23 protein-coding genes and 1 tRNA gene are annotated in these 20,668 nt (G+C 69.8%); 14 read left to right on the forward strand and 10 right to left on the reverse strand.

Annotated elements, in window-relative coordinates; translation table 11 throughout:
* Positions 1 to 33: 33 nt before the first annotated feature.
* Positions 34 to 882 (reverse strand): LysR family transcriptional regulator, encoded by an 849-nt coding sequence (locus ABD978_RS40825; protein WP_345366579.1) that lies wholly within the window; start codon positions 880 to 882, stop codon positions 34 to 36.
* Positions 883 to 1,036: 154 nt separating this feature from the next.
* On the opposite strand from ABD978_RS40825, the gene ABD978_RS40830 reads away from it, so the two are divergent.
* The 5 genes from ABD978_RS40830 to ABD978_RS40850 all read left to right on the forward strand — a co-directional run bounded on the left by ABD978_RS40830 (position 1,037) and on the right by ABD978_RS40850 (position 4,451).
* Complete coding sequence (locus ABD978_RS40830; RefSeq protein ID WP_345366581.1) at positions 1,037 to 1,768, forward strand: SDR family oxidoreductase; 732 nt, start codon at positions 1,037 to 1,039, stop codon at positions 1,766 to 1,768.
* Between the two features lie 130 nt (positions 1,769 to 1,898).
* Positions 1,899 to 2,117 (forward strand): hypothetical protein, encoded by a 219-nt coding sequence (locus ABD978_RS40835; RefSeq protein ID WP_345366583.1) that lies wholly within the window; start codon positions 1,899 to 1,901, stop codon positions 2,115 to 2,117.
* A 119-nt stretch (positions 2,118 to 2,236) separates the two neighbouring features.
* Positions 2,237 to 3,229: a pirin family protein gene (locus ABD978_RS40840; protein ID WP_345366585.1), complete on the forward strand. Its 993-nt coding sequence runs from the start codon at positions 2,237 to 2,239 to the stop codon at positions 3,227 to 3,229.
* A gap of 128 nt (positions 3,230 to 3,357) precedes the next feature.
* Positions 3,358 to 4,254, forward strand: coding sequence for an ion transporter (locus ABD978_RS40845; RefSeq protein WP_345366587.1), 897 nt, complete (start codon positions 3,358 to 3,360; stop codon positions 4,252 to 4,254).
* Between the two features lie 14 nt (positions 4,255 to 4,268).
* Positions 4,269 to 4,451, forward strand: coding sequence for a hypothetical protein (locus tag ABD978_RS40850; protein WP_345366589.1), 183 nt, complete (start codon positions 4,269 to 4,271; stop codon positions 4,449 to 4,451).
* 141 nt (positions 4,452 to 4,592) lie between these two features.
* On the opposite strand, the gene ABD978_RS40855 is transcribed toward ABD978_RS40850, so the two are convergent.
* Positions 4,593 to 4,772: a hypothetical protein gene (locus tag ABD978_RS40855; RefSeq protein ID WP_345366591.1), complete on the reverse strand. Its 180-nt coding sequence runs from the start codon at positions 4,770 to 4,772 to the stop codon at positions 4,593 to 4,595.
* A 78-nt stretch (positions 4,773 to 4,850) separates the two neighbouring features.
* Here ABD978_RS40855 and ABD978_RS44135 point away from each other — a divergent pair, with 78 nt between their 5' ends.
* Positions 4,851 to 5,078, forward strand: coding sequence for a Scr1 family TA system antitoxin-like transcriptional regulator (locus tag ABD978_RS44135; RefSeq protein WP_425550820.1), 228 nt, complete (start codon positions 4,851 to 4,853; stop codon positions 5,076 to 5,078).
* A gap of 12 nt (positions 5,079 to 5,090) precedes the next feature.
* On the opposite strand, the gene ABD978_RS40860 is transcribed toward ABD978_RS44135, so the two are convergent.
* Entirely contained in the window at positions 5,091 to 5,543 is a 453-nt protein-coding gene (locus ABD978_RS40860) for an iron chaperone (protein WP_345366593.1), read from the reverse strand.
* Positions 5,544 to 5,784: 241 nt separating this feature from the next.
* Here ABD978_RS40860 and ABD978_RS40865 point away from each other — a divergent pair, with 241 nt between their 5' ends.
* The 4 genes from ABD978_RS40865 (at position 5,785) to ABD978_RS40880 (ending at position 9,389) form a co-directional block, all read left to right on the forward strand.
* The gene (locus ABD978_RS40865; protein WP_345366595.1) at positions 5,785 to 6,759 is read left to right on the forward strand and encodes an LLM class flavin-dependent oxidoreductase; all 975 of its coding nucleotides are present in this window, start codon (positions 5,785 to 5,787) and stop codon (positions 6,757 to 6,759) included.
* On the forward strand, positions 6,756 to 7,400 hold the full coding sequence (locus tag ABD978_RS40870; RefSeq protein ID WP_345366597.1) for a maleylpyruvate isomerase family mycothiol-dependent enzyme: 645 nt from the start codon (positions 6,756 to 6,758) through the stop codon (positions 7,398 to 7,400). Before ABD978_RS40865 ends, ABD978_RS40870 begins: the two co-directional genes overlap by 4 nt.
* Before the next feature lie 5 nt (positions 7,401 to 7,405).
* Entirely contained in the window at positions 7,406 to 7,975 is a 570-nt protein-coding gene (locus ABD978_RS40875) for a TetR/AcrR family transcriptional regulator (protein ID WP_345366599.1), read from the forward strand.
* Positions 7,976 to 8,207: 232 nt separating this feature from the next.
* The gene (locus tag ABD978_RS40880) at positions 8,208 to 9,389 is read left to right on the forward strand and encodes an AAA family ATPase (protein WP_425550821.1); all 1,182 of its coding nucleotides are present in this window, start codon (positions 8,208 to 8,210) and stop codon (positions 9,387 to 9,389) included.
* A gap of 195 nt (positions 9,390 to 9,584) precedes the next feature.
* On the opposite strand, the gene ABD978_RS40885 is transcribed toward ABD978_RS40880, so the two are convergent.
* Positions 9,585 to 10,169, reverse strand: a complete 585-nt coding sequence (locus tag ABD978_RS40885) for a cysteine hydrolase family protein (protein ID WP_345366603.1) — start codon at positions 10,167 to 10,169, stop codon at positions 9,585 to 9,587.
* A gap of 71 nt (positions 10,170 to 10,240) precedes the next feature.
* Between ABD978_RS40885 and ABD978_RS40890 the strand changes: the two genes are divergently transcribed.
* Positions 10,241 to 11,182 carry a GlxA family transcriptional regulator gene (locus tag ABD978_RS40890; RefSeq protein WP_345366605.1) on the forward strand — a complete coding sequence of 314 codons (942 nt, stop codon included), beginning with the start codon at positions 10,241 to 10,243 and terminating at the stop codon, positions 11,180 to 11,182.
* Here ABD978_RS40890 and ABD978_RS40895 read toward each other — a convergent pair.
* The 3 genes from ABD978_RS40895 to ABD978_RS40905 form a co-directional block, all read right to left on the reverse strand.
* Positions 11,155 to 12,324, reverse strand: a complete 1,170-nt coding sequence (locus tag ABD978_RS40895) for an FAD-dependent monooxygenase (RefSeq protein WP_345366607.1) — start codon at positions 12,322 to 12,324, stop codon at positions 11,155 to 11,157. The two genes, ABD978_RS40890 and ABD978_RS40895, sit on opposite strands and share 28 nt — an antisense overlap.
* Before the next feature lie 173 nt (positions 12,325 to 12,497).
* Positions 12,498 to 13,307, reverse strand: a complete 810-nt coding sequence (locus tag ABD978_RS40900) for a MauE/DoxX family redox-associated membrane protein (protein WP_345366608.1) — start codon at positions 13,305 to 13,307, stop codon at positions 12,498 to 12,500.
* A gap of 120 nt (positions 13,308 to 13,427) precedes the next feature.
* Positions 13,428 to 14,351, reverse strand: a complete 924-nt coding sequence (locus ABD978_RS40905; RefSeq protein ID WP_345366610.1) for a hypothetical protein — start codon at positions 14,349 to 14,351, stop codon at positions 13,428 to 13,430.
* Positions 14,352 to 14,619: 268 nt separating this feature from the next.
* On the opposite strand from ABD978_RS40905, the gene ABD978_RS40910 reads away from it, so the two are divergent.
* The 3 genes from ABD978_RS40910 to ABD978_RS40920 all read left to right on the forward strand — a co-directional run bounded on the left by ABD978_RS40910 (position 14,620) and on the right by ABD978_RS40920 (position 17,509).
* Positions 14,620 to 15,138 carry a SigE family RNA polymerase sigma factor gene (locus tag ABD978_RS40910; protein WP_425550822.1) on the forward strand — a complete coding sequence of 173 codons (519 nt, stop codon included), beginning with the start codon at positions 14,620 to 14,622 and terminating at the stop codon, positions 15,136 to 15,138.
* A gap of 82 nt (positions 15,139 to 15,220) precedes the next feature.
* Complete coding sequence (locus ABD978_RS40915; RefSeq protein WP_345366614.1) at positions 15,221 to 16,837, forward strand: fatty acid--CoA ligase; 1,617 nt, start codon at positions 15,221 to 15,223, stop codon at positions 16,835 to 16,837.
* 582 nt (positions 16,838 to 17,419) lie between these two features.
* Positions 17,420 to 17,509 (forward strand) — tRNA-Ser (locus tag ABD978_RS40920).
* Positions 17,510 to 17,835: 326 nt separating this feature from the next.
* On the opposite strand, the gene ABD978_RS40925 is transcribed toward ABD978_RS40920, so the two are convergent.
* From ABD978_RS40925 to ABD978_RS40935, 3 genes are all read right to left on the reverse strand, one after another.
* Positions 17,836 to 18,510: a hypothetical protein gene (locus ABD978_RS40925; protein WP_345366616.1), complete on the reverse strand. Its 675-nt coding sequence runs from the start codon at positions 18,508 to 18,510 to the stop codon at positions 17,836 to 17,838.
* Positions 18,511 to 19,029: 519 nt separating this feature from the next.
* Positions 19,030 to 20,394, reverse strand: coding sequence for a tyrosine-type recombinase/integrase (locus ABD978_RS40930; RefSeq protein WP_345366618.1), 1,365 nt, complete (start codon positions 20,392 to 20,394; stop codon positions 19,030 to 19,032).
* A gap of 9 nt (positions 20,395 to 20,403) precedes the next feature.
* On the reverse strand, positions 20,404 to 20,610 hold the full coding sequence (locus ABD978_RS40935; protein WP_345366620.1) for a helix-turn-helix domain-containing protein: 207 nt from the start codon (positions 20,608 to 20,610) through the stop codon (positions 20,404 to 20,406).
* Between the last annotated feature and the right edge of the window lie 58 nt (positions 20,611 to 20,668).

A 20,668-nucleotide genomic window follows, 5' to 3' on the forward strand; every position in this document is an offset into this window, starting at 1 on the left:
TCCCGGGGTGTGATCGGGCGACTCCGGTGGGCCCTACAGGCGGGTCGCGGCGCGAACCAGCCCGGCGAGGGCGCGGGACCGGCTGTGCGGCGGCCACGCGATCACCGTCGTCACCGTCGGCGCGTCCAGCACCGGCACGGTGGCGACGTCGCGACCCAGATGGGCCCACACCGACTCCGGCAGGACCGCCGAGGCCCGGCCGAGCGCGATCAACTGGAGAAGCTGCACGTGGTCCCGGACCGCCGGACCGGGACCGTCCGGGTACGTGCCGTCGGGGCGGGGCCAGCGCGGCAACGGCAGGCCGGGCAGCGCGGTGACGTCGGCCATCCGCAGGTGGGCCCGGCCGGTGAGGGGATGCCCGGCCGGCAGGGCCACGACCTGCCCCTCCGTGCGCAGTTCCTCGGTGTCGAACCCGACCGTCGAGTCGAAGGGCCGGTGCAGCAGCGCCACGTCGGCCCGCCCGTCGCGCAGCAGGCGCTCCTGCTCGGCGGGCCCGCACAGGAGAACGTCGACGGCGACCGCGCCGGGTTCGGCGGCGTACGCGTCGAGCAGCTTCGAGAGCAGTTCGCTGGACGCCCCGGCCTTCGTGACGAGGACCAGGCCGGGATGGCCGGTCGCGGCGAGGGCGGCGCGGCGGGTACGCCGGTCGGCGGCGTCGACCGCGTCGAGCGCCGCCCGGCCCTCGCGCAGCAGCACCGACCCGGCCTCGGTCAGCGTGACGCTGCGGCTGGTGCGTTCCAGCAGCGTCACCCCGAGCCGCCGTTCGAGCTGCCGGATCGCCCGTGACAGCGGCGGCTGCGCGATCCCGAGCCGCTGCGCGGCCCGCCCGAAGTGCAACTCCTCGGCGACGGCGACGAAGTACCGCAACTCCCGCGTCTCCATGCCGCCACGGTACGGCGGGACGGACCGGCGCCGCGCCCCCGAAGGCCGGCGGCGGGACAGGGCGGCCGATGACCTGGCTCGATACCGGAGCGGTATCGCCGCCTACCTGAACGGTGTTGGTGGTCGCGCGGGGGGCGCGGACAGGATCGAGGGCATGAGCGAACAGACGATCGCGTTGGTCACCGGCGCGAACAAGGGAATCGGGTACGAGATCGCGGTCGGCCTGGGCGCCCTCGGCTGGAGCGTCGGCGTCGGCGCCCGGGAAGAGGAGCGCCGGGAGGCCGCCGTGGAGAAGCTGCGCGCGGCCGGCGTCGACGCGTTCGGCGTGCCGCTCGACGTGACCGACGACGCGAGCGTGGCCGCCGCCGCAGGGTTGATCGAGGAGCGCGCCGGCCGCCTCGACGTGCTCGTCAACAACGCCGGCGTGACCGGCGGCATGCCGCAGGAGCCCACCAGGGTGGACCCCGCGACCGTGCGGACGGCCGTGGAGACCAACGTGATCGGCGTCATCCGCGTCACCAACGCGATGCTCCCGCTGCTGCGCCGCTCGGCGGCCCCGCGGATCGTGAACATGTCCAGCAGTGTCGGCTCCCTGGCCCGGCAGTCCACTTCCACCGACGAGTTGGGTACGGGCCCGATCTCCGCCGCGTACGCACCATCGAAGACGTTCCTGAACGCCGTCACCGTCCAGTACGCCAGGGAGCTCCGCGACACGAACATCCTGATCAACGCCGGCTGCCCCGGTTTCTGCGCGACCGACCTCAACGGCTTCCGCGGCGTCCGTACCCCCGAGCAGGGCGCGGCGATCGCGATCCGGCTGGCGACCCTCCCCGACGACGGCCCGACCGGCGGTTTCTTCGAAGACGCCGGAGTGGTCCCCTGGTGACGGCGCGATAGGCGCTCGTAACGCCGAGGATTTCCGTCGCTGGAACGACGGAAATCCTCGGTGTAAGCATGTCCGCCGGTCCGGCGCTTCGGCGGGAATGATGAGCGGCGTGGATCGTGAGGTGCCGACCGTGACGGTAGAACTATGGCGGTCCGATGCGATCGTGCTGTTCGACTGGTTGGCCGGCGTCGACCTCGATGCCGTGCCGATCACTCATCCGCCGCAGAAACAGGCGCCGGCCGACCTGTTGTCCCGGCTCGAGTGGACCGCCGACACCGACATCACCGGATCGACGGCCGAGGAGATCGCCGCCGCACAGGACGAGGTCGCCCAGGGCATGGGCTGGTAGGGGCTCATTCACAGGTTCGTGACCTCCTGACCGATCAGCGTGCGGCTCGCTGGACGGCCCACGGGAATGATTGAATGTTCAATCATGTTCTACGGGTCGTACCGACCGAGGAGGTTCCGATGCCCGCCGTGACCGCCGATCCGCTCACCTTGACCCGACTGCCCCGCCTCCCGGAGCAGGACACCGCCTGGCGGCCGGTCGCCAAGGTCGTCACCGCCGCCAAGCACCTGGAGGGGGAGGGCTTCCAGGTCCGCCGGCCGTTCCCCGGCATCGACCTGTCGCTGGCCGACCCCTTCCTTCTGCTCGACCACATGGGCGCGGTGGAGTACGCCCCGGGCGAGGCCATGGGAACGCCCTGGCATCCGCACCGCGGCTTCGAGACCGTGACCTACATCATCGACGGGGCCTTCCAGCACCAGGACACCACCGGCGGCGGCGGGCTCATCACCGACGGCGCCACCCAGTGGATGACCGCCGGTGCCGGAATCCAGCACATCGAGCAGCCCACGCCCGAACTGGTCGCCAAGGGCGGCCTCTTCCACGGCGTGCAGCTCTGGGTGAACCTGCCGCGCGCCCAGAAGCGGGTGGCGCCGCGGTACCAGGACATCGAGTCGCGCGACGTCGCGCTGCTGTCCAGCGACGACGGCTCGTCCGTCGTCCGGGTCATCGCGGGGGAGCTGGCCGGGCACCAGGGGCCCGGCGTCACCTACACGCCGATCACCTACCTGCACGCCACCGTCGCGCCCGGCGCCCGGCTGACCCTGCCGTGGCCGCGCGACTTCAACGCGCTGGTGTACGCCCTGTCGGGCCGTGGCCAGGCGGGACCGGACGGGCGGCCGGTGGACGAGGGGCAGCTCGCGGTCTTCGGCAAGGGTGACGCGCTGACCGTCACGGCGGCCGACTCGCAGCCGTCGGCCAGCCGGAACGGCTGGGAGATCCTCGTCCTCGGCGGTCTGCCGATCCGGGAGCCGATCGCGCGGTACGGCCCGTTCGTGATGAACACCCGCCAGGAGATCATCGAGGCGTTCGAGGACTTCCAGGCCGGCCGGATGGGCACGATCCCCGCCGAGCGGGTCCCGCACCGCAGCCCCGCCGACGAATCGCTCGCGTAGGCCTCACCGCCCGCGGAAGCCCCTGCCCTTGTGGGGGCTTCCGTGCTGCCAGGGACATCCCGCCGGATTCCGATGGTGGATCAGGCAACCCGCGTGACTTGTAGGGTTTAAGCGGTCGCAGGCGTCTCATGCCCTGGAGTGGCGGGTTGTCCGTTTTTTCGCGTGAACGGCTCCGTGTCTTCGTCGACGTTCCGGCGTTCCAACGTACGATCATCGCCGTCATCACGCTGAACGGGGTGGCGCTCGGGCTGGAGACCTCGCCCGGTCTGGCCGACGGACACGCCGTGGCCTTCGTCGTGATCGACCGGATCATCGTCGCGATCTTCGCCGTCGAGATCCTGCTGCGGATCACGGCACAGGGAAAGGCGTTCTTCCGCGATCCGTGGAATTGGTTCGACCTGATCATCGTCGGCGTCGCCCTCGTGCCCGCCTCGGAGTCGCTGTCGATCCTTCGCCTCTTCCGGTTCCTGCGCATCCTGCGGCTGATCTCCGTGGTGCCGAGCATGCGCCGGGTGATCTCAGCGCTGTTCTCCGCGATCCCGGGGCTGGCCTCGATCCTGGTCCTCCTGCTGCTGTCGCTCTACGTCGCGGCCGTCATCGGCGAGCGGCTCTTCCACGAGGCGGCCCCGCAGCACTTCGGGAACCTGGGGAAGTCGCTGTTCACGATGTTCACGGTGCTCACGGTCGAGAACTGGCCGAGCGTCGCCGAGGACGTGATGGCCAAAGAACCGCTGGCCTGGATCTTCTTCGTCACGTTCATCGTGGTCACGGCGTTCTTCATCCTCAACCTGCTCATCGGCGTGATCGTTTCCGCGATGCAGACCGAGGTCGACGCCTCGCGCTGGAAAGAGGACCAGGAACTGGAGCTGGAACAGCACAACGCGCTGATGAGCGAGATCCGGGCGCTCAGCGAGAAGATCGACCGGCTCGAGGCCGGCGCACGGGCCGTCGCGGACACCGATCCGTCCCAAGGCGCCGGGTCGCGTCCACGACCGAACGGGTTGGACGAGGTCGAGGTCGGCTGAGAGCCGGCTGACGCATGCCGCTGCCTTTCGAGGTCCGCGCCGCCGAGGGCGGCGAGTACGCGAACGCCCGCGTGCCCGTAGCGCGACGGCGCCAATCCTCAGCCCGGAATCTCTTCGGCACCGCCTCGCGGCGGCTGAACGAAACGCTCGGCGAAGCGGCCCAGGAATGCGGCGAAGAACGACATGTCCACGACTGAACGCCGCTTTCGCCGAGCCTTCGACACGACCGCCGGTGAGGACCGGCGGGGACCTCGTCCATGGAGCGGGAGGGGTGGGCCCCCTCCCGCCCGGGTTCTCGCAACGCGTTCTCCGGCGTGCCGGCTAGCGCGCTACGAGCGTCAGCGGTGCCGCACCGGCAGCGGCTTGCCGTCGACCTCGATGCGAGTGACGGTCCAGTCACCCGCCCCCTTCTCGATCTCGCGCCGCAGTGCGGCCTCTTCTTCCGAGGTGAGGGGCTGCTTCTTCTCCTGCGACATGGTCGCCTCCAGGATGTTCTTGTCCGACCGTGCGTTCAGCACGGGGCTCGCTCCCTTGTTGGAGAGCCAACTGACACTGTCCGGCCAGATCCTGGATCAGCAATCGGAGCGTGATCACGAGTGGTTCCGCCGCTACACCGGCTACGAGCGCCGGTACTCTGCGAGCAACTTGCCCACCGGCTGAAGATCGCACGGCGCCCGAACGTCACGGTTCAGGTCATCCCGGCGGCAGCGGGTGCACACATCGGAGAGCCCGCCTCTCGCCTGGATGTTCAGGCCGAGAGGCGGGCTCTCCGGTGTTCGGGGCGGGGCGTACGGCTTTGCCGGACACGGACGACTGGTCGATGAGTCGAGGGCGTCTCAGCTGACCGCCTGCTTCACGAGCTCGGCGATCCGCGCCTCGACCTCGGGGGTCACCTCGGTCAGGGCGAACGCGACCGCCCACATCGAGCCCTCGTCCAGCTTCGCCAGGTCGCTGAACCCCAGCGTCGCGTAGCGCGTCTTGAACTTCTCCGCGGGCTGGAAGTGGCAGACGACCTTCCCGTCCAGCGCGTAGGCGGGCATCCCGTACCAGAGCTTCGGCGCGAGGGCCGGGGCGCCGGCCGTGATGACGGCATGGACACGCTCGGCCATGACCCGGTCCGAGTCCTGCATCTCAGTGATCTTCGCGAGCACGTCCCGCGCCGCCTCCGCCGCCTTGTCCGCCTTCGAACCACGCCGCGACGCCTTCTTCATCTCCTGGGCGTGGTCCTTCATCGCGGCCCGCTCCTCGGCCGTGAACCCCTCGTACACGCTGCCGGCGGTGTTGCCCATGGTTGATTCTCCTTGCGGATCGCTTGGTGTTCGGGGCCCTGAGAGATGGTCTTGCGTCCATCCGGTGGACCCCATGACGATCAGACTAGAAGTGGCACCGGAAGTCGTGCTTCTCGATTCCTGACCCATCTGGGCGCCTGGGGCGCGACACCCGTGACGAGGCCAAATCCACCCGTCGGGCCGGGTGAGACACATACATGCAGCCTGTACGTACAGGCTGCATGTATGTATGGTGTGCGGCATGACCGACATCGGCGTACTGCTCCCCACGCGCGAGGCCGCGATCGGCGGCGACTGGGACGTGTCACGACTGATCGACTTCGCTCGCCGGGCGGAGGGCCTGGGCTTCGACTCCGTCTGGGCCGGTGACTCGCTGACCGCCCGGCCCCGCGTCGAGCCGCTCACCCTCCTGTCGGCCGTCGCCGCCGCGACGACCACCGTGGGCGTCGGCACGGCCGCGCTGACCGGCGCGCTCCGGCAGCCGTTGCTCGCCGCCCACGCGATCACGACCCTCGACCTCGTCAGCGAAGGCCGGCTGACGCTCGGCCTCGGCGCGGGCTTCCCGTACCCGCAGACGGCGGCGGAGTTCACCGCGGCCGGCGTGCCGTTCACCGAGCGGCTCGGCCGCCTGCTGGAGACCGTGCGGCTGTGGCGGTCGCTGTGGAGCGCGGACCGGCCGGACTCCTTCGACGGCCGCTACTGGCGGTTCGAGGGGCTGGCCGGTCTCCCGGCGGCGGCGCGACCGGGCGGCCCGCCGCTCTGGCTGGCCGGCGCCGGGCCGAAGGCGGTCGACCGGGTCGGGCGGCTCTTCGACGGCTGGCTGCCCTACCTTCCCGACCCGGTGGAGTACGGCAGGCAGCGGGCGGAGATCGACGTGGTCGCCGCCGGGGCCGGGCGCGAGCCCGCGGCGGTCACGCCCGCGCTTTACGTGACCGTGCTTCCGCAGGACGACCCGGAACGGGCGCGGGCGGAGCTGGACGCCTACGTCCGGGCGTACTACGGCTCCTCGCTGGACGACATGGCCACGCTTCAGGCCTTCATCGCGGGCACGCCGGACCAGTGCGCCGAGCGCCTGGCGGCGTACGCCGACGCGGGTGCGCGGCACTTCGTCATTCGTGTCGGCGCCCTGGACGCGTCGCCCCACCTGGAGACCGTCGCCCGGATCGCGGAGGCCGTACGGGCGGAGACGCGGGTCGTCGCCGGGAGCGTCCGATGAGGCGGGCAGAGGTCGTGGCGGGGCTGGCCGGGGAGTACGCGAGGTTCGCCGCGCTGATCGACGGGCTGTCGCCGGAGGAGTGGCGTACGGCGACCCGGTGCACCCGCTGGGAGATCCGTGACGTCGCCGGGCACGTCACGGCGAACGCCGTGGACACCGTCGACGGCGTGGTCGGCACGCGTACGCCCGACGAGCAGGCGCGGGCGTTCCGGGACGCCACGCCGGCGGACCTCGCCGCCCGGTTGCGTGCGGCCGCCGGACGCCTGATCCCGTTCCTGGAGTCACTCGACGACGCCGCCTGGGACCGGCCGGCTCCGAAGGTCGGCCGGTCCATCGGCAACGGTGTTCACACGCTCTGGTACGACGCGTTCGTGCACGGCGACGACATCCGGGCGGCGCTCGGGCGGCCCGGTGACCGCGGCCCCGGCCTGCTCGCGAGCGTCCAGTGGCTCCGCGACGAGCTCGACCGGCTGGGCCGGGGCCCGTTCCGGGTGCTACTCGACGGGGCCGGGGAGTACGCGATCGGTGCCGGTGGCCCCGTGCTGCGCGGCGACCCCCTGCGGTTCGTGCTGGTCGCGACCGGGCGGGCGGATCCGGCGGAGTTCGGGACGGACGCGACCATCAACGTGCACCTACGATGACCGCTATGAGTCTCAAGGTGGAACAGGGCGAGGCGACACGGGCGGCGCTCGTCGACGCGGCCATCGCCCTGTTCACCGACAAGGGCTTCGCCGAGACGTCGACGACGGAGATCGTGCGGCGGGCCGGCGTGACGCGCGGTGCGCTCTACCACCACTTCGCGGACAAGGAGAAGCTGTTCCGCGCGGCCCACGAGGCGATCGAGAAGGACATCTTCCAGCGTGCCCGTACGGTCGCCGAGACGGCGGAGGGCGGGGCGGTCGAGCGGCTGAAGGCGGGCGCCGACGCGTTCCTCGACTCCTGCCTCGAGCCCGCCGTCCGGCGCATCCTTCTGATCGAGGGACCGCTCGTACTCGGCTGGCAGCGCTCCCTCGACTTCGACAATCCATACTGCGCGCGGCGACTGCTGCGGGCCTCGGTCGCGGAGCTGCGCCCGGACGAGGCCCCGGAACCACTCGCTCACCTGCTGTTCGGCGCACTGTGGCAGGCGGGTCTCGTCGTCGCGGCGGCACCGGAGAGGCGCGTGGAGATGGCCGACGCACTCCACCGCATGATCGATAATTTGTTCGACGGGTAGCGAGCGTTCCGCTGACGGGCCCGCCCCGGGTGCGCTACCGTGACCAGAACTTCGAACAATAGTTCGACGTCCGGTATGCGCACGTCTTGAGGAGGCGGGGCCGGTGGCGATCCTCACCGCTCCGGGTGCGACACGGTGCCGGCCGCGCCGTCGCGCGACACGCCGTAGCACTTTCTATGGAAATCTACGACCGCAGCTATATCCGCTCATAGAGTCCGAGAGCGTGGACCCCGTGCGCAATCCCTACGCCCCCGGCGCGGGGCAGCGACCTCCAGAGCTCACCGGCCGCGACCGCGAGCTGCGGCAGTTCGAGGTCGTGCTCGAACGTGTCGCCCACGGCCGCCCCGAGCGCAGCATGATCCTGACCGGCCTGCGCGGCGTGGGCAAGACCGTGCTGCTCAACACGTTCCGGTCGATGGCGATCCAGCGGCTGTGGGGGACCGGCAAGATCGAGGCGCGTCCCGACCAGTCGATCCGCCGTCCCGTGGCCTCCGCCCTGCACATGGCCGTACGCGAGCTGGCCCCCCGGCATCGCGCGCCCGACCGCATCGAGGGTTTCCTCGGCGTGCTCAAGGCGTTCGCGCAGGCCGAGACCGAGCCGGCGAAGGGCAAGACCGCGCCGCGCCGGTGGAACCCCGGCATCGACGTGCCCGCCGCGCGCGGCCGGGCCGACTCCGGTGACCTGGAGATCGACCTGACCGAGCTGTTCGTCGACGCGGCCTCGGTCGCCACCGACCTCGGCGTGGGCATCGCGCTGTTCGTCGACGAGATGCAGGACATCCCGGCCGACGACGTGTCGGCGCTGTGCGCGGCCTGCCATGAGCTGTCCCAGAGCGGGGGACCGCTGATCGTGGTCGGTGCCGGGCTGCCGCACCTGCCCGCGGTGCTGTCGGCCAGCAAGTCCTACTCCGAGCGCCTCTTCCGGTACGCCCGCATCGACCGGCTCGACCGGTCCGCCGCCGACCTGGCGCTGCTCGCCCCGGCCGAGCGGGAGGGCGTGACCTTCACCCCGGACGCCCTCGACGCGCTCTACCAGGCCGCCGACGGCTATCCCTACTTCGTCCAGGCGTACGGCAAGGTCGCCTGGGACATCGCGCCGGAGACTCCGATCAGCGCGGACGACATCAAGGTCGCGGCGCCGGAGGCGGAGGGGGAGCTGGCGGTCGGCTTCTTCGGCAGTCGGTACGAGCGCGCGACCCCGGCCGAGCGCGACTACATGCGGGCCATGGCGTCGCTGGGCGACGACCCGGTGCCGACCTCCACCGTCGCCGAGGAGCTGGGCCGCAAGCCGTCCAGCCTCTCGCCGGCCCGCGACGGCCTCATCAAGAAGGGCCTGATCTACAGCGCGGAGCGCGGTCTGGTCGCCTTCACGGTGCCGCACTTCGGGCACTTCCTCCGGTCCCAGCCGGTCTGAGTCCCGCCGCCACAGCCGCTCTGACGTCGTATATCGGTCTCTTGCGAATGCGCTAGAGAGGCATAGGCGACCCGATCGAGCGAGCGTCGAGCGAAATCTACGCCTCTCTAGTCGCGACGTTAGAGAGCGCTAGAGAACGGTCGAGAGTCGAGTCGAGTTCTCTATAGCGCTTTCTAGTGAACGCGGAAGAGTCCGCTATATGCCTGCAGAGGCCCCCAGGAGGTCGGTGGTGCGCACCACCCGAGCGAACCGGCCGTGGTGCAGGCTCGCGGCCGTCGCCCGGGTGAGCTCCTCCGCGGTCACCGTCTCCCCGTCCGGCCCGACGGCGTCGAAGGTGTGCATGGCGTCGATCGGGTAGAGCACGTCGTATCCGAGGTTGCCGCCCATTCGAGCGGTGGTCTCGTTGCACATGTTCGTCTGGATGCCGATGATCACGATCTGGTCGATGCCGCGCTCGCGCAGCCAGCCGTCGAGGTCCGGCTTGCCGTAGAACGCCGAGTTCACGTTCTTGGTCACGAAGAGGTGGGGCTCGGCGCCCTCGAACGCCGCGACGACGACGTCCTTGAGCGCGTTCCCCGGCGACTCCGGTGCCAACGGCGATCCCTCCGGGCTGTCGTGCCGGACCAGCACGATCGGCCGGCCCGCCGCCCGCCAGGCCCGGATGAGGGCCACGATGTTGTCCTCGGCGGCCGGGTTGTCGCGCCGGCCGAAGTACGGGTCCTCGAAACCCTTCTGGACGTCGATCACGATGAGTGCCGCGTTCGCGCTGAGTTCTGCCATGTCGGGAAGCATCCCCTCGCGACGAGTACCCGACGAGTGGCAGAAAAGTCGACCTACGGTACTTTCCTGCCATGCGTACCGTCGGCGTCGTCGTCTGCGACGGCATCCGCCCCTTCGACTACGGCGTGATCACCGAGGTCTGGGGAGTCTCTCGCCCCGGGTGTTCCGACTTCGAGCTGTGGCGCTGCGGTGAGGGCCCCGTGCGGCTCGAGCACGGCGTCACCCTCGCCCCCGACCGGGGCCTGGCCGCGCTCACCGAGTGCGACCTCGTCGTCATGCCCGGCCGGGTCGACGCCCTCGCCCCCGTGTCCGCCGCCGTCCTCGACGCGCTGCGCGCCGCGTACGAGGCGAAGGTGCCGATCGCGTCGCTGTGCGCGGGGGCGTTCGTGCTGGGCGCGGCCGGTCTGCTCGACGGCCGCCGGGCCGTCACCCACTGGGCGCTGACCGACGCGCTCGCCGAGCGCTACCCCGCCGCCCGTGTTCGACCCGACGTGCTGTTCACCGAGGACGGCGGCATCTGGACCTCGGCGGGCACGGCCGCCGGCATCGACCTGTGCCTCCACCTCGTACGCCGGGCCCGCGGCGCCGCCGTCGCCAACACCATCGCCCGGCGCATGGTCACCGCCGCGCACCGGGAGGGCGGCCAGGCGCAGTTCGTCGAGCGTCCGGTCCCCGCCCCGGCCACCGCGCAGTCCGCCGTCGCCGACACCCTCGAGTGGGCCCGCCACCACCTGGCCGAGCCGCTGTCCGTGGCGGACCTGGCGAGGCGGTCGGGCACCGCCCCGCGGACGTTCGCCCGACACTTCACCCAGCTCACCGGCACCACGCCCGCCCACTGGCTGATCCGGCAGCGCGTCGCCGAGGCGCAGCGGCTCCTGGAGACCACCGACCTGGCGGTCGAGCAGGTGGCGGCCCGCACCGGGTTCGGCACCGCCACCATGCTCCGCCGCCACTTCGCGCGCGTCGTCGGTGTGCCGCCCACCAGCTACCGCCGGACGTTCGCCGGCGTGTAGTCCTTCAGCGTGAGCGAGTTCGCCACCTCGGTGAGTCGCGCGGTGTTGTTGTCGAACTCCGGGACCTCCGCGCCGTCCTCCAGGAGCTCCCGGTCGACCAGCGCGAGCGCCTGGTTGTCGGCGACGAAGTCGCGCAGCTCCGCCTCGTACGCCGCGAACCCGGCCTCGTGGTCGCCGTCGGCCGCCGCCAGCTCGCCGGCCAGGACGTACGCGCCGATGAGGGCCATGCTCGTGCCCTGCCCGGACATCGGCGACCCGCAGTACCCCGCGTCGCCCAGCAGCGCGACCCGGCCGCGCGACCAGCGGTCCAGGTGGATCTGGGCCATGGCGTCGAAGTGGAAGTCCGGCGCGTCCCACATGTACTTCAGCGCGGTGGGGAACACCCACACGTCGCCGATGCGGTCGGCCAGCAGCCGCTTCTGCGCCTCGATGTCCCGGTAGTCGTAGTCCAGCGGCTCCTCGGACCCGAACCCGACGTACACCCGGACCTCGCCGTTGCCGCGCGCGGTCATCACGCCGCCGCCGACGCCGCCCTCCATGCAGAAGGTCTGCCAGCGGTCCAGGCCGAGGAAGTTCGGCGCGGTGTACACCGCGACGTACATCCCGAGGTGCCGGATGAACTCCGTCTCGGGCCCGAAGACGAGCCTGCGGACGTTCGAGTGCAGTCCGTCGGCGCCGACGACCAGGTCGTACGACCGCGCGACCCCGCTCTCGAACGTGACGTGCACGCCGTCCCCGTCCTGGGCGATCGCGGCGATCGAGTCGTCGAACAGGTACTCCACCCGGTCCCCCGTCGCGTTCCGCAGCAGTCCGACCAGGTCGTCGCGCATGATCTCGACGTCGGGACTGTCGAGGTCGCCGCCGCTGAACGTCCGCTCCGTGCTGGAGTACAGCTCCTTGCCGGAGCCGTCGACCATCGACGAGCCGCGCATGTCCGTCTTGAGTCGTCGCATGTCGGGCAGGATGCCCATCCGCTCCGCGACGGCCAGCGCCGTGCCGCGTACGTCGATCGCCTGACCGCCGGGCCGGGGCTCGGCCGCCCGCTCCACCACGGTCACATCGAAGCCGTGGTGGTCCAGCCAGTACGCCTGCGCCAGGCCCGCGATGCCGGCACCGGAGATGAGAACGCGCGTGTTCCGCATGAGAGGCTCCCTGAGACTCGGTTCGGCGCGGTGTCCCCCGCGCAGAACCCAATCTCGTGCCCGCCGCGCACCGCCGGCTGACAGGCCGCTGGCAGCACGCGGTGAACGTACGTCAGCGCGCCATCAGCGTCCCCGACGCGACTGTCGGCAGGTGCGCGCGTGCCGTCGGCGCGTCAGCGCCCCCCGATGGGGCTGTGCACCCGCTGTGGCCCGGAGTCGTCGTCCTGGCGTTCCCAGCCCGAGTCCCATGCCACCCCGGCGCGTACGGCCGCCGATCCCCCGTCGACCGGGACGGCGAACACCACCTCGACCGCCCGGCCGTCCACCTCCCCGGGGTAGACGAGGTAGCGGTGGCAGAGCTCGCGCCACACGTCGGTCGGCTCGGCCGAGGTGAGGGACGCCGCGTGCTCGCGCCACGCGGCGCTCGGCCGCAACGCCGCGTACGTCGCGTCGAGCGGCACGTCGCGCAGCTCGCACGGGATCGGATGCAGCCGGTGCTCGATCGCGTCCACCACCTCGGGGGACACCGCCAGGAACACCAGGCAGTCCACGGCGAGCAGCGCCGCGGACCGGCCGTCCGCCGAGGCGAGGATCCGCACGCCGGTCCCGGGCGCTTCGGCGGCCATGACGGCCGCCCCGGTCAGCACCGCGGCCCGGACCACGCCCAGCCGCCGGGCGGGCGCGGTGCTGAGCCGGCCGAAGCAGCCGCACGCCTCATCCGACCCGCGCCGTACGAGATCGGCGACCACGGAGGTGGCGGTCGCGAAGAACACCACGCTTGCCAGCCGCACCGCGAACATAGAGGTCGTCAGCAGGAGGATGCCGAGCACCGCCTCGGTGGCCCCGACGCCCAGGGCGAAGGTGCCTCCTCGGTACCGGGTGAGGTTCGGCGTACGGCCGTGGGGGAGCGCCTTACCGACGGCCCCGGCCAGGAGCACCACGGCCAGGAACGGAATCTGCACCTCGCGGAACAGTTCGGTCATGGGCCCTCCTTCGTCGGAGGGGCGACACGTGGGATTCCCTCGCTTCGCTCGGTCATGGGCCCTCCTCCGTCGGAGGGGCGACTCGTGGGGCTGCGCTTTTGATTCCCTCGCTTCGCTCGGTCATGGGCGGTCCACTCGTACCGTGACGTTGAAGCATCCGACGTCCAGGTCGCCGCCCAGATCGACGAACGCGCTCCTCGACAGTTCGACCACCCGGCCGCGCGGCGAGGTTCCGCACCGGACGCAGCGGTCGCAGAAGCGGGCGGCCAGGCACCCGCACTCGATGACCGGCACGTGCGCCTCCTGTCCGGTGCACTCGTTGCGGACCCGCAGCACACTGCCCAGCGACAGGTATGGCAGCCGGGTCGCCGGGCCGGTGCCGCAGCCACCGCCGTCACCGTACGGGTCCAGGGCCGGGTACGCCGCGCCGCGCGCGCCGTCGGGATGGTCGAACCACGTCGCCGTGCCGCGCAGGACCCGTACGGAGCCCACCGACCGGCGCGACGTCGGCTCGATCGCGTGCGGGGCCGGCTGGGGTGACGTCTGCGCGGGGCGCAGCCCGAGGACCTCACCGCCCCGCCGGACACCGATGACGTCGAGCAGCGCGCCGGGCTCCAGGCGGGGATGGCGCACCTGCACCCGGCGCAGCGCCTGCGCCGGCACCGTCACGGCCTGGCGCCCGCGATGCGGCCCCGCGTCGACCTCGAACACGTCGCCGACCCGCCTGGTGATCACGCCGGTGACCCGCGTGATGTCGACCCAGATGTGCTCGGCGGCCAGGCCACCGGCCTCGGCCGGGCGCACCACGGCGTGCCGTCCGGGACGCAGGGCCGCGAGCTCGGCGCGGCCGTCGTACCAGATGGAGACGGTCGCCGACATCGGCAGACGCACCTGCGTACCGTCCGCCAGGGCGAGCGTGAGGACGTGGGGACTGGCGTCGACGATCACTCCCTCGATCGCGCGCCGGGGCCAGGAATCGTTCTCTTCCGGATAACGCGGCGCGTCACTGAACACCGCCGCCCGGAGCCGGCGTCGGCGGTGCATTAAATCGCGGGATGGCAGCATGGGGGAAGCTCCGAACATCGATGACAGTGCTCATGGCCGTTGCGACGGGAAGTCGCACGTCAAGCCTTACCCCGTGCGTTCCTTCTGTCGACTCCTTTGTCCAAATCGGCCAAAGATGCCGATAGGTATACGTGACAGTTTTTCATGATTGTCGTGGGACGGGTTGGCTGAAACATGAGGGGCGACTTGATCCACAATTACGGTCCCCGTGCGATCGTCGGCATGGTGTCAGAACGAACTCCCCAGCATGCCGGGCGGTCCTGTGGGAACTGCGTCGCACGATGAGTTCCGTGACTTCGTCGCGGCACGGCGTCCCACGCTCCTGCGCGCCGCCCTCCTGCTCACCGCCGACCGTACCGAGGCCGAGGACCTGCTGCAGGCCGCCTTGGCCAAGACCTACCTCGCCTGGGACCGGATCAAGGACCGCGCCGCCCTCGACGGCTACGTCCGCCGCGCGATGGTGAACATCAACATCTCCTGGTGGCGGCGGCGCCGGCTGGAGGAGTACCCGACCGACGAGATGCCCGACACCCCCGTCGCCGACCACACCGACCGCAGCGAACTGCGCGACGCCCTCGACCGCCTGCTGGACCGCCTGCCCGCCCGCCAGCGCGCGTACATCGTGCTGCGCTACTTCGACGACCTCACCGAGGCCGAGATCGCCGAGGCGCTCGGCGTCAGCGTCGGAACCGTGAAGAGCACCGTCTCCCGCGCCATGGCCAAACTGCGCGAGGACGCCGACGAGGAGTTCGCCGCCCTGGAGTGATCGCCGATCTCGCCGGGAGATGCTGACAAGGGACTGCGCGGAGGGCCACAATCCGGTCACACCCTCGAGCGTGGAGGCCGCCGTGTGGAGCACGATGCAGGACTATCCGCTGACCATCTCCTCGATCATGCGCTACGGCACCCAGATCTTCGGTGACGCCGAGGTCGCGACCTTCACCGGCGACGGGATGCGCCGCACGTCGTACGCCGAGCTCGGCCGCCGCGTCGCCCGGCTCGCGAACGCACTCCGCCGTCTCGGCGTCGACGCCGACCAGCGGGTCGCGACCTTCCAGTGGAACAACACCGAGCACCTCGAGGCGTACCTCGCCGTGCCGTCGATGGGCGCGGTCCTGCACACGCTCAACATCCGGCTCTCCGCCGACCAGCTCGTCTACATCGCCGACCACGCCGAGGACGACATCGTCATCGTCGACGCCACGCTCGTTCCCCTCCTCGCCGCGGTCCTGCCTCGCATGAAGACGGTCCGCCACGTGATCGTCGTCGGGGACACCGACCTCGCGCCGCTGGAGTCCGCCGGCCCGGAACTGCACGCGTACGAGGCCCTGCTCGCCGCCGAGCCCGACACGTTCGACTGGCCGGAGATCGACGAACGCCAGGCCGCGGCCATGTGCTACACCAGCGGCACCACCGGCAACCCCAAGGGCGTCGTCTACTCCCACCGCACCGCGTACCTGCACTCGATGTCCGTCTGCACCGGCAACGCCGTCGGCCTGTGCGCCACGGACCGCGTCCTCCCCGTCGTGCCGATGTTCCACGCGAACGCCTGGGGCCTCCCGTACGCCGCCCTCATGGCCGGCGCGTCGCTGGTCATGCCCGACCGGTTCCTGCAGCCCGAGCCCCTCGTCCGGATCATCGAGGACGAGCGCCCCACCGTCTCCGGCGCGGTCCCGACCATCTGGAACGAGGTCCTCCGGTACGCGCAGGAGAACGAGTCCGACCTGAGCTCCCTGCGCCTCGTCCCCTGCGGCGGCTCCGCCGTCCCCGAGTCCATCCTCCGCGCGTTCGACGACCTCGGTGTCCGGATCGTGCAGGCCTGGGGCATGACCGAGACCTCCCCCGTCGCCTCGGTCGCGCACCCGCCGCCCGCCTGCCCCGACCCCCTGCGTTACCGCACGACCCAGGGCCGCGTCCTCAGCGGCCTGGAGGTCCGCGTCGTCGGCGACGGCGACACGGTCCTGCCCGCCGACGGTGCCTCCGTGGGGGAGATCGAGATCCGGGGCGCCTGGATCACCGGCTCGTACTACAAGGACGAGGACCCGTCGAAATTCCACGACGGCTGGCTGCGTACGGGCGACGTCGGCACCGTCTCCCCCGACGGCTACCTCGTCCTCACCGACCGGGCCAAGGACGTCATCAAGTCCGGCGGAGAGTGGATCTCCTCCGTGGAGCTGGAGAACCACCTGATGGGCCACCCCGACGTCATCGAGGCCGCCGTCATCGGCGTCCCCGACCCGAAGTGGCAGGAACGCCCGCTCGCCTCGGTCGTCCTCCGCGAGGGCGCCACCATCTCCGTCGGCGACCTGCGGGCGTACCTGGCCGAACGCGTGCCCAAGTGGCAGGTCCCGGAGCGCTGGTCCTTCATCGCCGCCGTCCCGAAGACCTCGGTGGGCAAGTTCTCCAAACGCACCCTCCGCCAGATGCACGCCGACGGCGCCCTGGACGTGATCGAAGCCGACTGACCGACATCCCCTGAGGCACCCGCCCCCGGCCCCACCCGCCGCGAGCCAGGCCGTGGCCCGTTCTCGACCGGTGCCTGGTCCCGGCCGTGGCCTGTTCCCGGCCGGAGCCCGGTTCCGGCCGTGGCGCGGGCCCGGATGCTGCGGCCGCTCGGTCCCGGCGAGGTGGCGAGAGCCGGTGCCGCCCGCCCCGACGGTTCCGGTACGTGCCCGCGCCGCGCGCCTTCGCGTCTTACCCCAGCCCCGACCGACCCCGGCTCCGCCTCGGCCTCGGCCTCGCCGGGGCCGGCCGCCTTCGGCGAGCCGAAACACCGCAGGAGCCCGGCCGCGCCTCGCCGTCCCCCGGACTCTTCGCCGCCGCCCTTGTCGTCCACATGCGACAAAAGGGGCGGCGTGCCGTCCACACCGACGGCGAGGTGTCCACAGGGGCGGCGGGGTGATGCCGGGCGCGCTCAGCGCCGAGGGTTTCCGTCGTCAGAGCGACGGAAACCCTCGGCGTAACGGCCTGAGCCGGGGGGCACCATTGAACGCTTTGCTCACAAGGGCTGATGCCCGGTACGCTGTGTGCGGCCTGGTGGCCACCGAGGAGGCTTCGCCTAGTCCGGTCTATGGCGCCGCACTGCTAATGCGGTTTGGGCTTACCGTCCATCCGGGGTTCAAATCCCCGAGCCTCCGCTCTACCTGGGCCTCCTCCGGCGATGATCATCGCCGGAGGAGGCGCCTCGATCTTGTGGTTGCAGTTTGGGTGGCAGTTGTCGCTGTGACCGAGTACGTCGGCCCTTGTGGCTCCTCGGTCTCCGGCCGAGCGAAGACCGATCGTTCGGTCCCCTCTTCGTTTCAGATTTTCTCTGCTTCAGAGAAGTTATGACGGCTAGCCAAATATCGCGGCGATCGCTTGATCTCCGAGGGAAAAGACGCCACGTAAGTGCTACGACAATCACCAGCAGGAATCTCCACCAAGAGAGATCGAAGGCTGCGGCCCTGAGGATATCCAGCATGGTTCACTGCTCTTCGAGTCGCGGCTTCCGGCGATGCTGACGTAGCTTTGGTGGGCGCCTTCGCTTTTCCTGTGGATATTTTTGTTGAAGGATAAGCGTGGCGCTTCCCAGCGTGATTTTGATAATCTTTTTAGTGCTAGTTGCGACTGCTCCTTCAATGCCGATAATCGGATGGGTTAGCGTTGCTGCCACATCGCCTGGATATGGAAAGCCGATCCAGGTTAGCTTCCAGTGATCGTCAGATCCTTCTAGTTGGATCTCCTCGGTCGTTTCCAGTTCCCCGCGTACCTCCCAGAGGGGGTCGGAGAACCAGTTACCGATTGCCCAGGTGTCATCAGGGTCCTTCGTCGTCGCTCGACAGAGAAGTCCTGATAGTAGTAGCTGTGCATCAGGACTCATATTAGGTGTCTGTCGAAGCTGTGCCTCCTCCTGATCTGTCAGGGCGTCCCCTTCGAGCGTTTCTAGGTACGTCGATCCCGGAGGTTTGTCGAGTATCTTCCCTGAAGGATCATCGGTCACAATAAGGCGGGCGCCAGTGGGAATGTGATGTGTAATGTAGGTGCCGTACCCGCGCACCTCTTCTAGTCGAAGGCCGGGGAGCCTGGTGATCTCTCTTGCGGAGCGACGGCGGGGGAGAAGAACACCTGCCACGTTATGTGGCACATCAGTGATCAGCACCAGCTCGTGATATCGCGGCGAGATAGTGATTGTGTAAGACCGCAGTCTGCTGACTCCCCATCCCTCTGAGAGTCGGATCTCCGGTTGTGTATTGAAGAAGCCGAAGGCTAGGAGGGAACGCAGATGGAGCTGTTCTGGCAGGCAGGTATCGAGTCCAGCGGTCTGGTCGCGGGTTGTGCCGGCCTTAGCCGCGACTTTGCTCTCGCTAGTGAACTGCGCTCGTATGCGAGCTACGCGCTTACGGTCACTCTCGGGCATGCTCCACCCCGGTCGCCGCTCGGTCGGCGTTCCAGGTCACATACCTAGTGACTCGCTTAACGTTTCCCCGCGGAGTGGGTGCACCACACCCTCATACAGTCGCCTCAGGTACCGAGCCCCGTGGGACTGCTGATCACCGGGTCTCCGCGAACCGGTTGCGGTGCAGCCTACCACCAGGGTCCGAGATGTGGTGGCCTAACGAAAGACTCCGACGCATACGCCCGCCCACCCGCCTTCGTTCATCAAGTTTGTCGTCGCAGCTCAGCCCCATAGCGCAGACCCCATGCGCTCGCTTGCGTCCTGAACTTGAGGGGAGGCGACGTGGGTGTATCGCTCCGTCGTGGTGACGCGAGCATGACCGAGGATCTCCTGAACGACGCGGATATGTACGCCTTGTTCGATCAGAAGCGTGCCGCAGGTGTGACGGGCGTCATGTAGGCGAGCGTCACGGACACCAGCCTCCTTGAGGATTGCCTTCCACTCTCGCCAGTCCTCCGTACGGCTGATAGAGCGGCCGTTTGGCTGGCAGAAGACGAGACCCGACTCTTCCCACCGGTCCCCCGCCTTGAGACGTTCTGCTGACTGCGCTGCGTGGTGCTTCCTGAGGATGGGAAGCAGTTCGGAAGGGCACTGAAGGGTCAGCTTCCTCTTGCCCTTGCGCTGTCGGAAGGTTTTGCTGCCCCCTTTCCTCTGCGGGCAGTGGTCGGCGTGCCCGGTGCAGTCCTTGCGGCACGTCCTCCTCGGGCATCGATGAGACTTCTTTTTGCAGTCCTCCTGGCAGTCCTCATCGTGCCGATGTTTCTTGCAGTTGGTCGGGCATGGCTCCTTATGCCAGCGAGCCCCGCACTCGTGCGGATCGTTGCAGCCGTGCTGCCATTCAGCGTGCTGGATTTGGAACCACGCCCGGATGAGGCCGGTCTCCAGGTCGACGTAGTCCCAGCGGAGACCGAGGGCCTCGCCCTGGCGGATGCCGAGGGCGAGGGCCACGGTCCAGCGGGCGCCGTTGCGAGAGCGCTTTGCCGCTATGCCGAGTATGCGGCGCGCTTCTTCACGAGTAAGGGGCTTGGTGTCTGGCTCGTCGGCTACCGGGGCATCGATGAGCTTTGCGACGTTGCGGGCGACCTTGTCACGGCGCACCGCGACGGTCAGAGCCCTCGAAAGGATGCGGTGGATCTTCAGGACCGTGCTGGATGACAGGCCGGCCTCGTGCATCTTTTGGTAGGCGGTGTCGAGGTGTTCGGGAAGTAGGCGGTCGAGCCGGTGCTTTCCGAGCATCGGCGTGATCCACAGCCGCGTCTTGCTGCGGTAGTCGTCGAGCGTCCTAGGCGCCATCTTGCCTGACAACACCAGACGCTGGCAGACGGTGTCGAGATAGGTCGCCATCCACTCGGCCACGGTGGGGGCGCGTCCGACCTTGTCCACCTTGCCGGCGTCGCGTTTCGCCTCGAGTTCGCGGATCTTCCTGGTGACCTGGGTTTCGCTTCTTCCCTTACGGTGTCGTCGGTCCGGGGACCCATCGTCCTTGATTCCCATCGTCACCCAGCCGTGCCAGAGACCATCGGCTTCGCTGAAGTAGATGGACGATCTTCCGTTCGGCTTCCTCGCGCCCTTCGCACGGGTCGTCATGGACTGACCTCACTTCCTTCCTGCGGTGCGGAGACGGTTGACGTACGCGTCGAGGGCGGCGGCGGGGATCTTGCGGCTCCGGCCGATGTAGACGGATTCGATCTCGTTCGCGGCGAGGAGTTCATAGAGCTTCGTCCTGCTGATTCGAAGGAGTGCGGCGGCTTCGGGGAGCGTGTAGAGGAGCGGCGTGTCGGGTGCGGTCGTCGTGGTGTTCACCTCCTTCCGGGATCGTTCGTCCGCGCGGACGTCCGGATGTCCTGTGGCCCTACGCGCG

The sequence above is a fragment of the Actinoallomurus liliacearum genome (assembly GCF_039542035.1).
Classification (GTDB): Bacteria; Actinomycetota; Actinomycetes; order Streptosporangiales; family Streptosporangiaceae; genus Actinoallomurus; species Actinoallomurus liliacearum.

Coding starts and splice junctions, on each gene's coding strand:
- ABD978_RS40825 (WP_345366579.1), bottom strand. CDS start 882: ATGGAGACGCGGGAGTTGCGGTACTTCGTCGCCGTCGCCGAGGAGTTG.
- ABD978_RS40830 (WP_345366581.1), top strand. CDS start 1,037: ATGAGCGAACAGACGATCGCGTTGGTCACCGGCGCGAACAAGGGAATC.
- ABD978_RS40840 (WP_345366585.1), top strand. CDS start 2,237: ATGCCCGCCGTGACCGCCGATCCGCTCACCTTGACCCGACTGCCCCGC.
- ABD978_RS40845 (WP_345366587.1), top strand. CDS start 3,358: ATGCCCTGGAGTGGCGGGTTGTCCGTTTTTTCGCGTGAACGGCTCCGT.
- ABD978_RS40850 (WP_345366589.1), top strand. CDS start 4,269: ATGCCGCTGCCTTTCGAGGTCCGCGCCGCCGAGGGCGGCGAGTACGCG.
- ABD978_RS40860 (WP_345366593.1), bottom strand. CDS start 5,543: ATGGGCAACACCGCCGGCAGCGTGTACGAGGGGTTCACGGCCGAGGAG.
- ABD978_RS40865 (WP_345366595.1), top strand. CDS start 5,785: ATGACCGACATCGGCGTACTGCTCCCCACGCGCGAGGCCGCGATCGGC.
- ABD978_RS40870 (WP_345366597.1), top strand. CDS start 6,756: ATGAGGCGGGCAGAGGTCGTGGCGGGGCTGGCCGGGGAGTACGCGAGG.
- ABD978_RS40875 (WP_345366599.1), top strand. CDS start 7,406: ATGAGTCTCAAGGTGGAACAGGGCGAGGCGACACGGGCGGCGCTCGTC.
- ABD978_RS40885 (WP_345366603.1), bottom strand. CDS start 10,169: ATGGCAGAACTCAGCGCGAACGCGGCACTCATCGTGATCGACGTCCAG.
- ABD978_RS40890 (WP_345366605.1), top strand. CDS start 10,241: ATGCGTACCGTCGGCGTCGTCGTCTGCGACGGCATCCGCCCCTTCGAC.
- ABD978_RS40895 (WP_345366607.1), bottom strand. CDS start 12,324: ATGCGGAACACGCGCGTTCTCATCTCCGGTGCCGGCATCGCGGGCCTG.
- ABD978_RS40900 (WP_345366608.1), bottom strand. CDS start 13,307: ATGACCGAACTGTTCCGCGAGGTGCAGATTCCGTTCCTGGCCGTGGTG.
- ABD978_RS40905 (WP_345366610.1), bottom strand. CDS start 14,351: ATGCACCGCCGACGCCGGCTCCGGGCGGCGGTGTTCAGTGACGCGCCG.
- ABD978_RS40910 (WP_425550822.1), top strand. CDS start 14,620: ATGCCGGGCGGTCCTGTGGGAACTGCGTCGCACGATGAGTTCCGTGAC.
- ABD978_RS40930 (WP_345366618.1), bottom strand. CDS start 20,394: ATGACGACCCGTGCGAAGGGCGCGAGGAAGCCGAACGGAAGATCGTCC.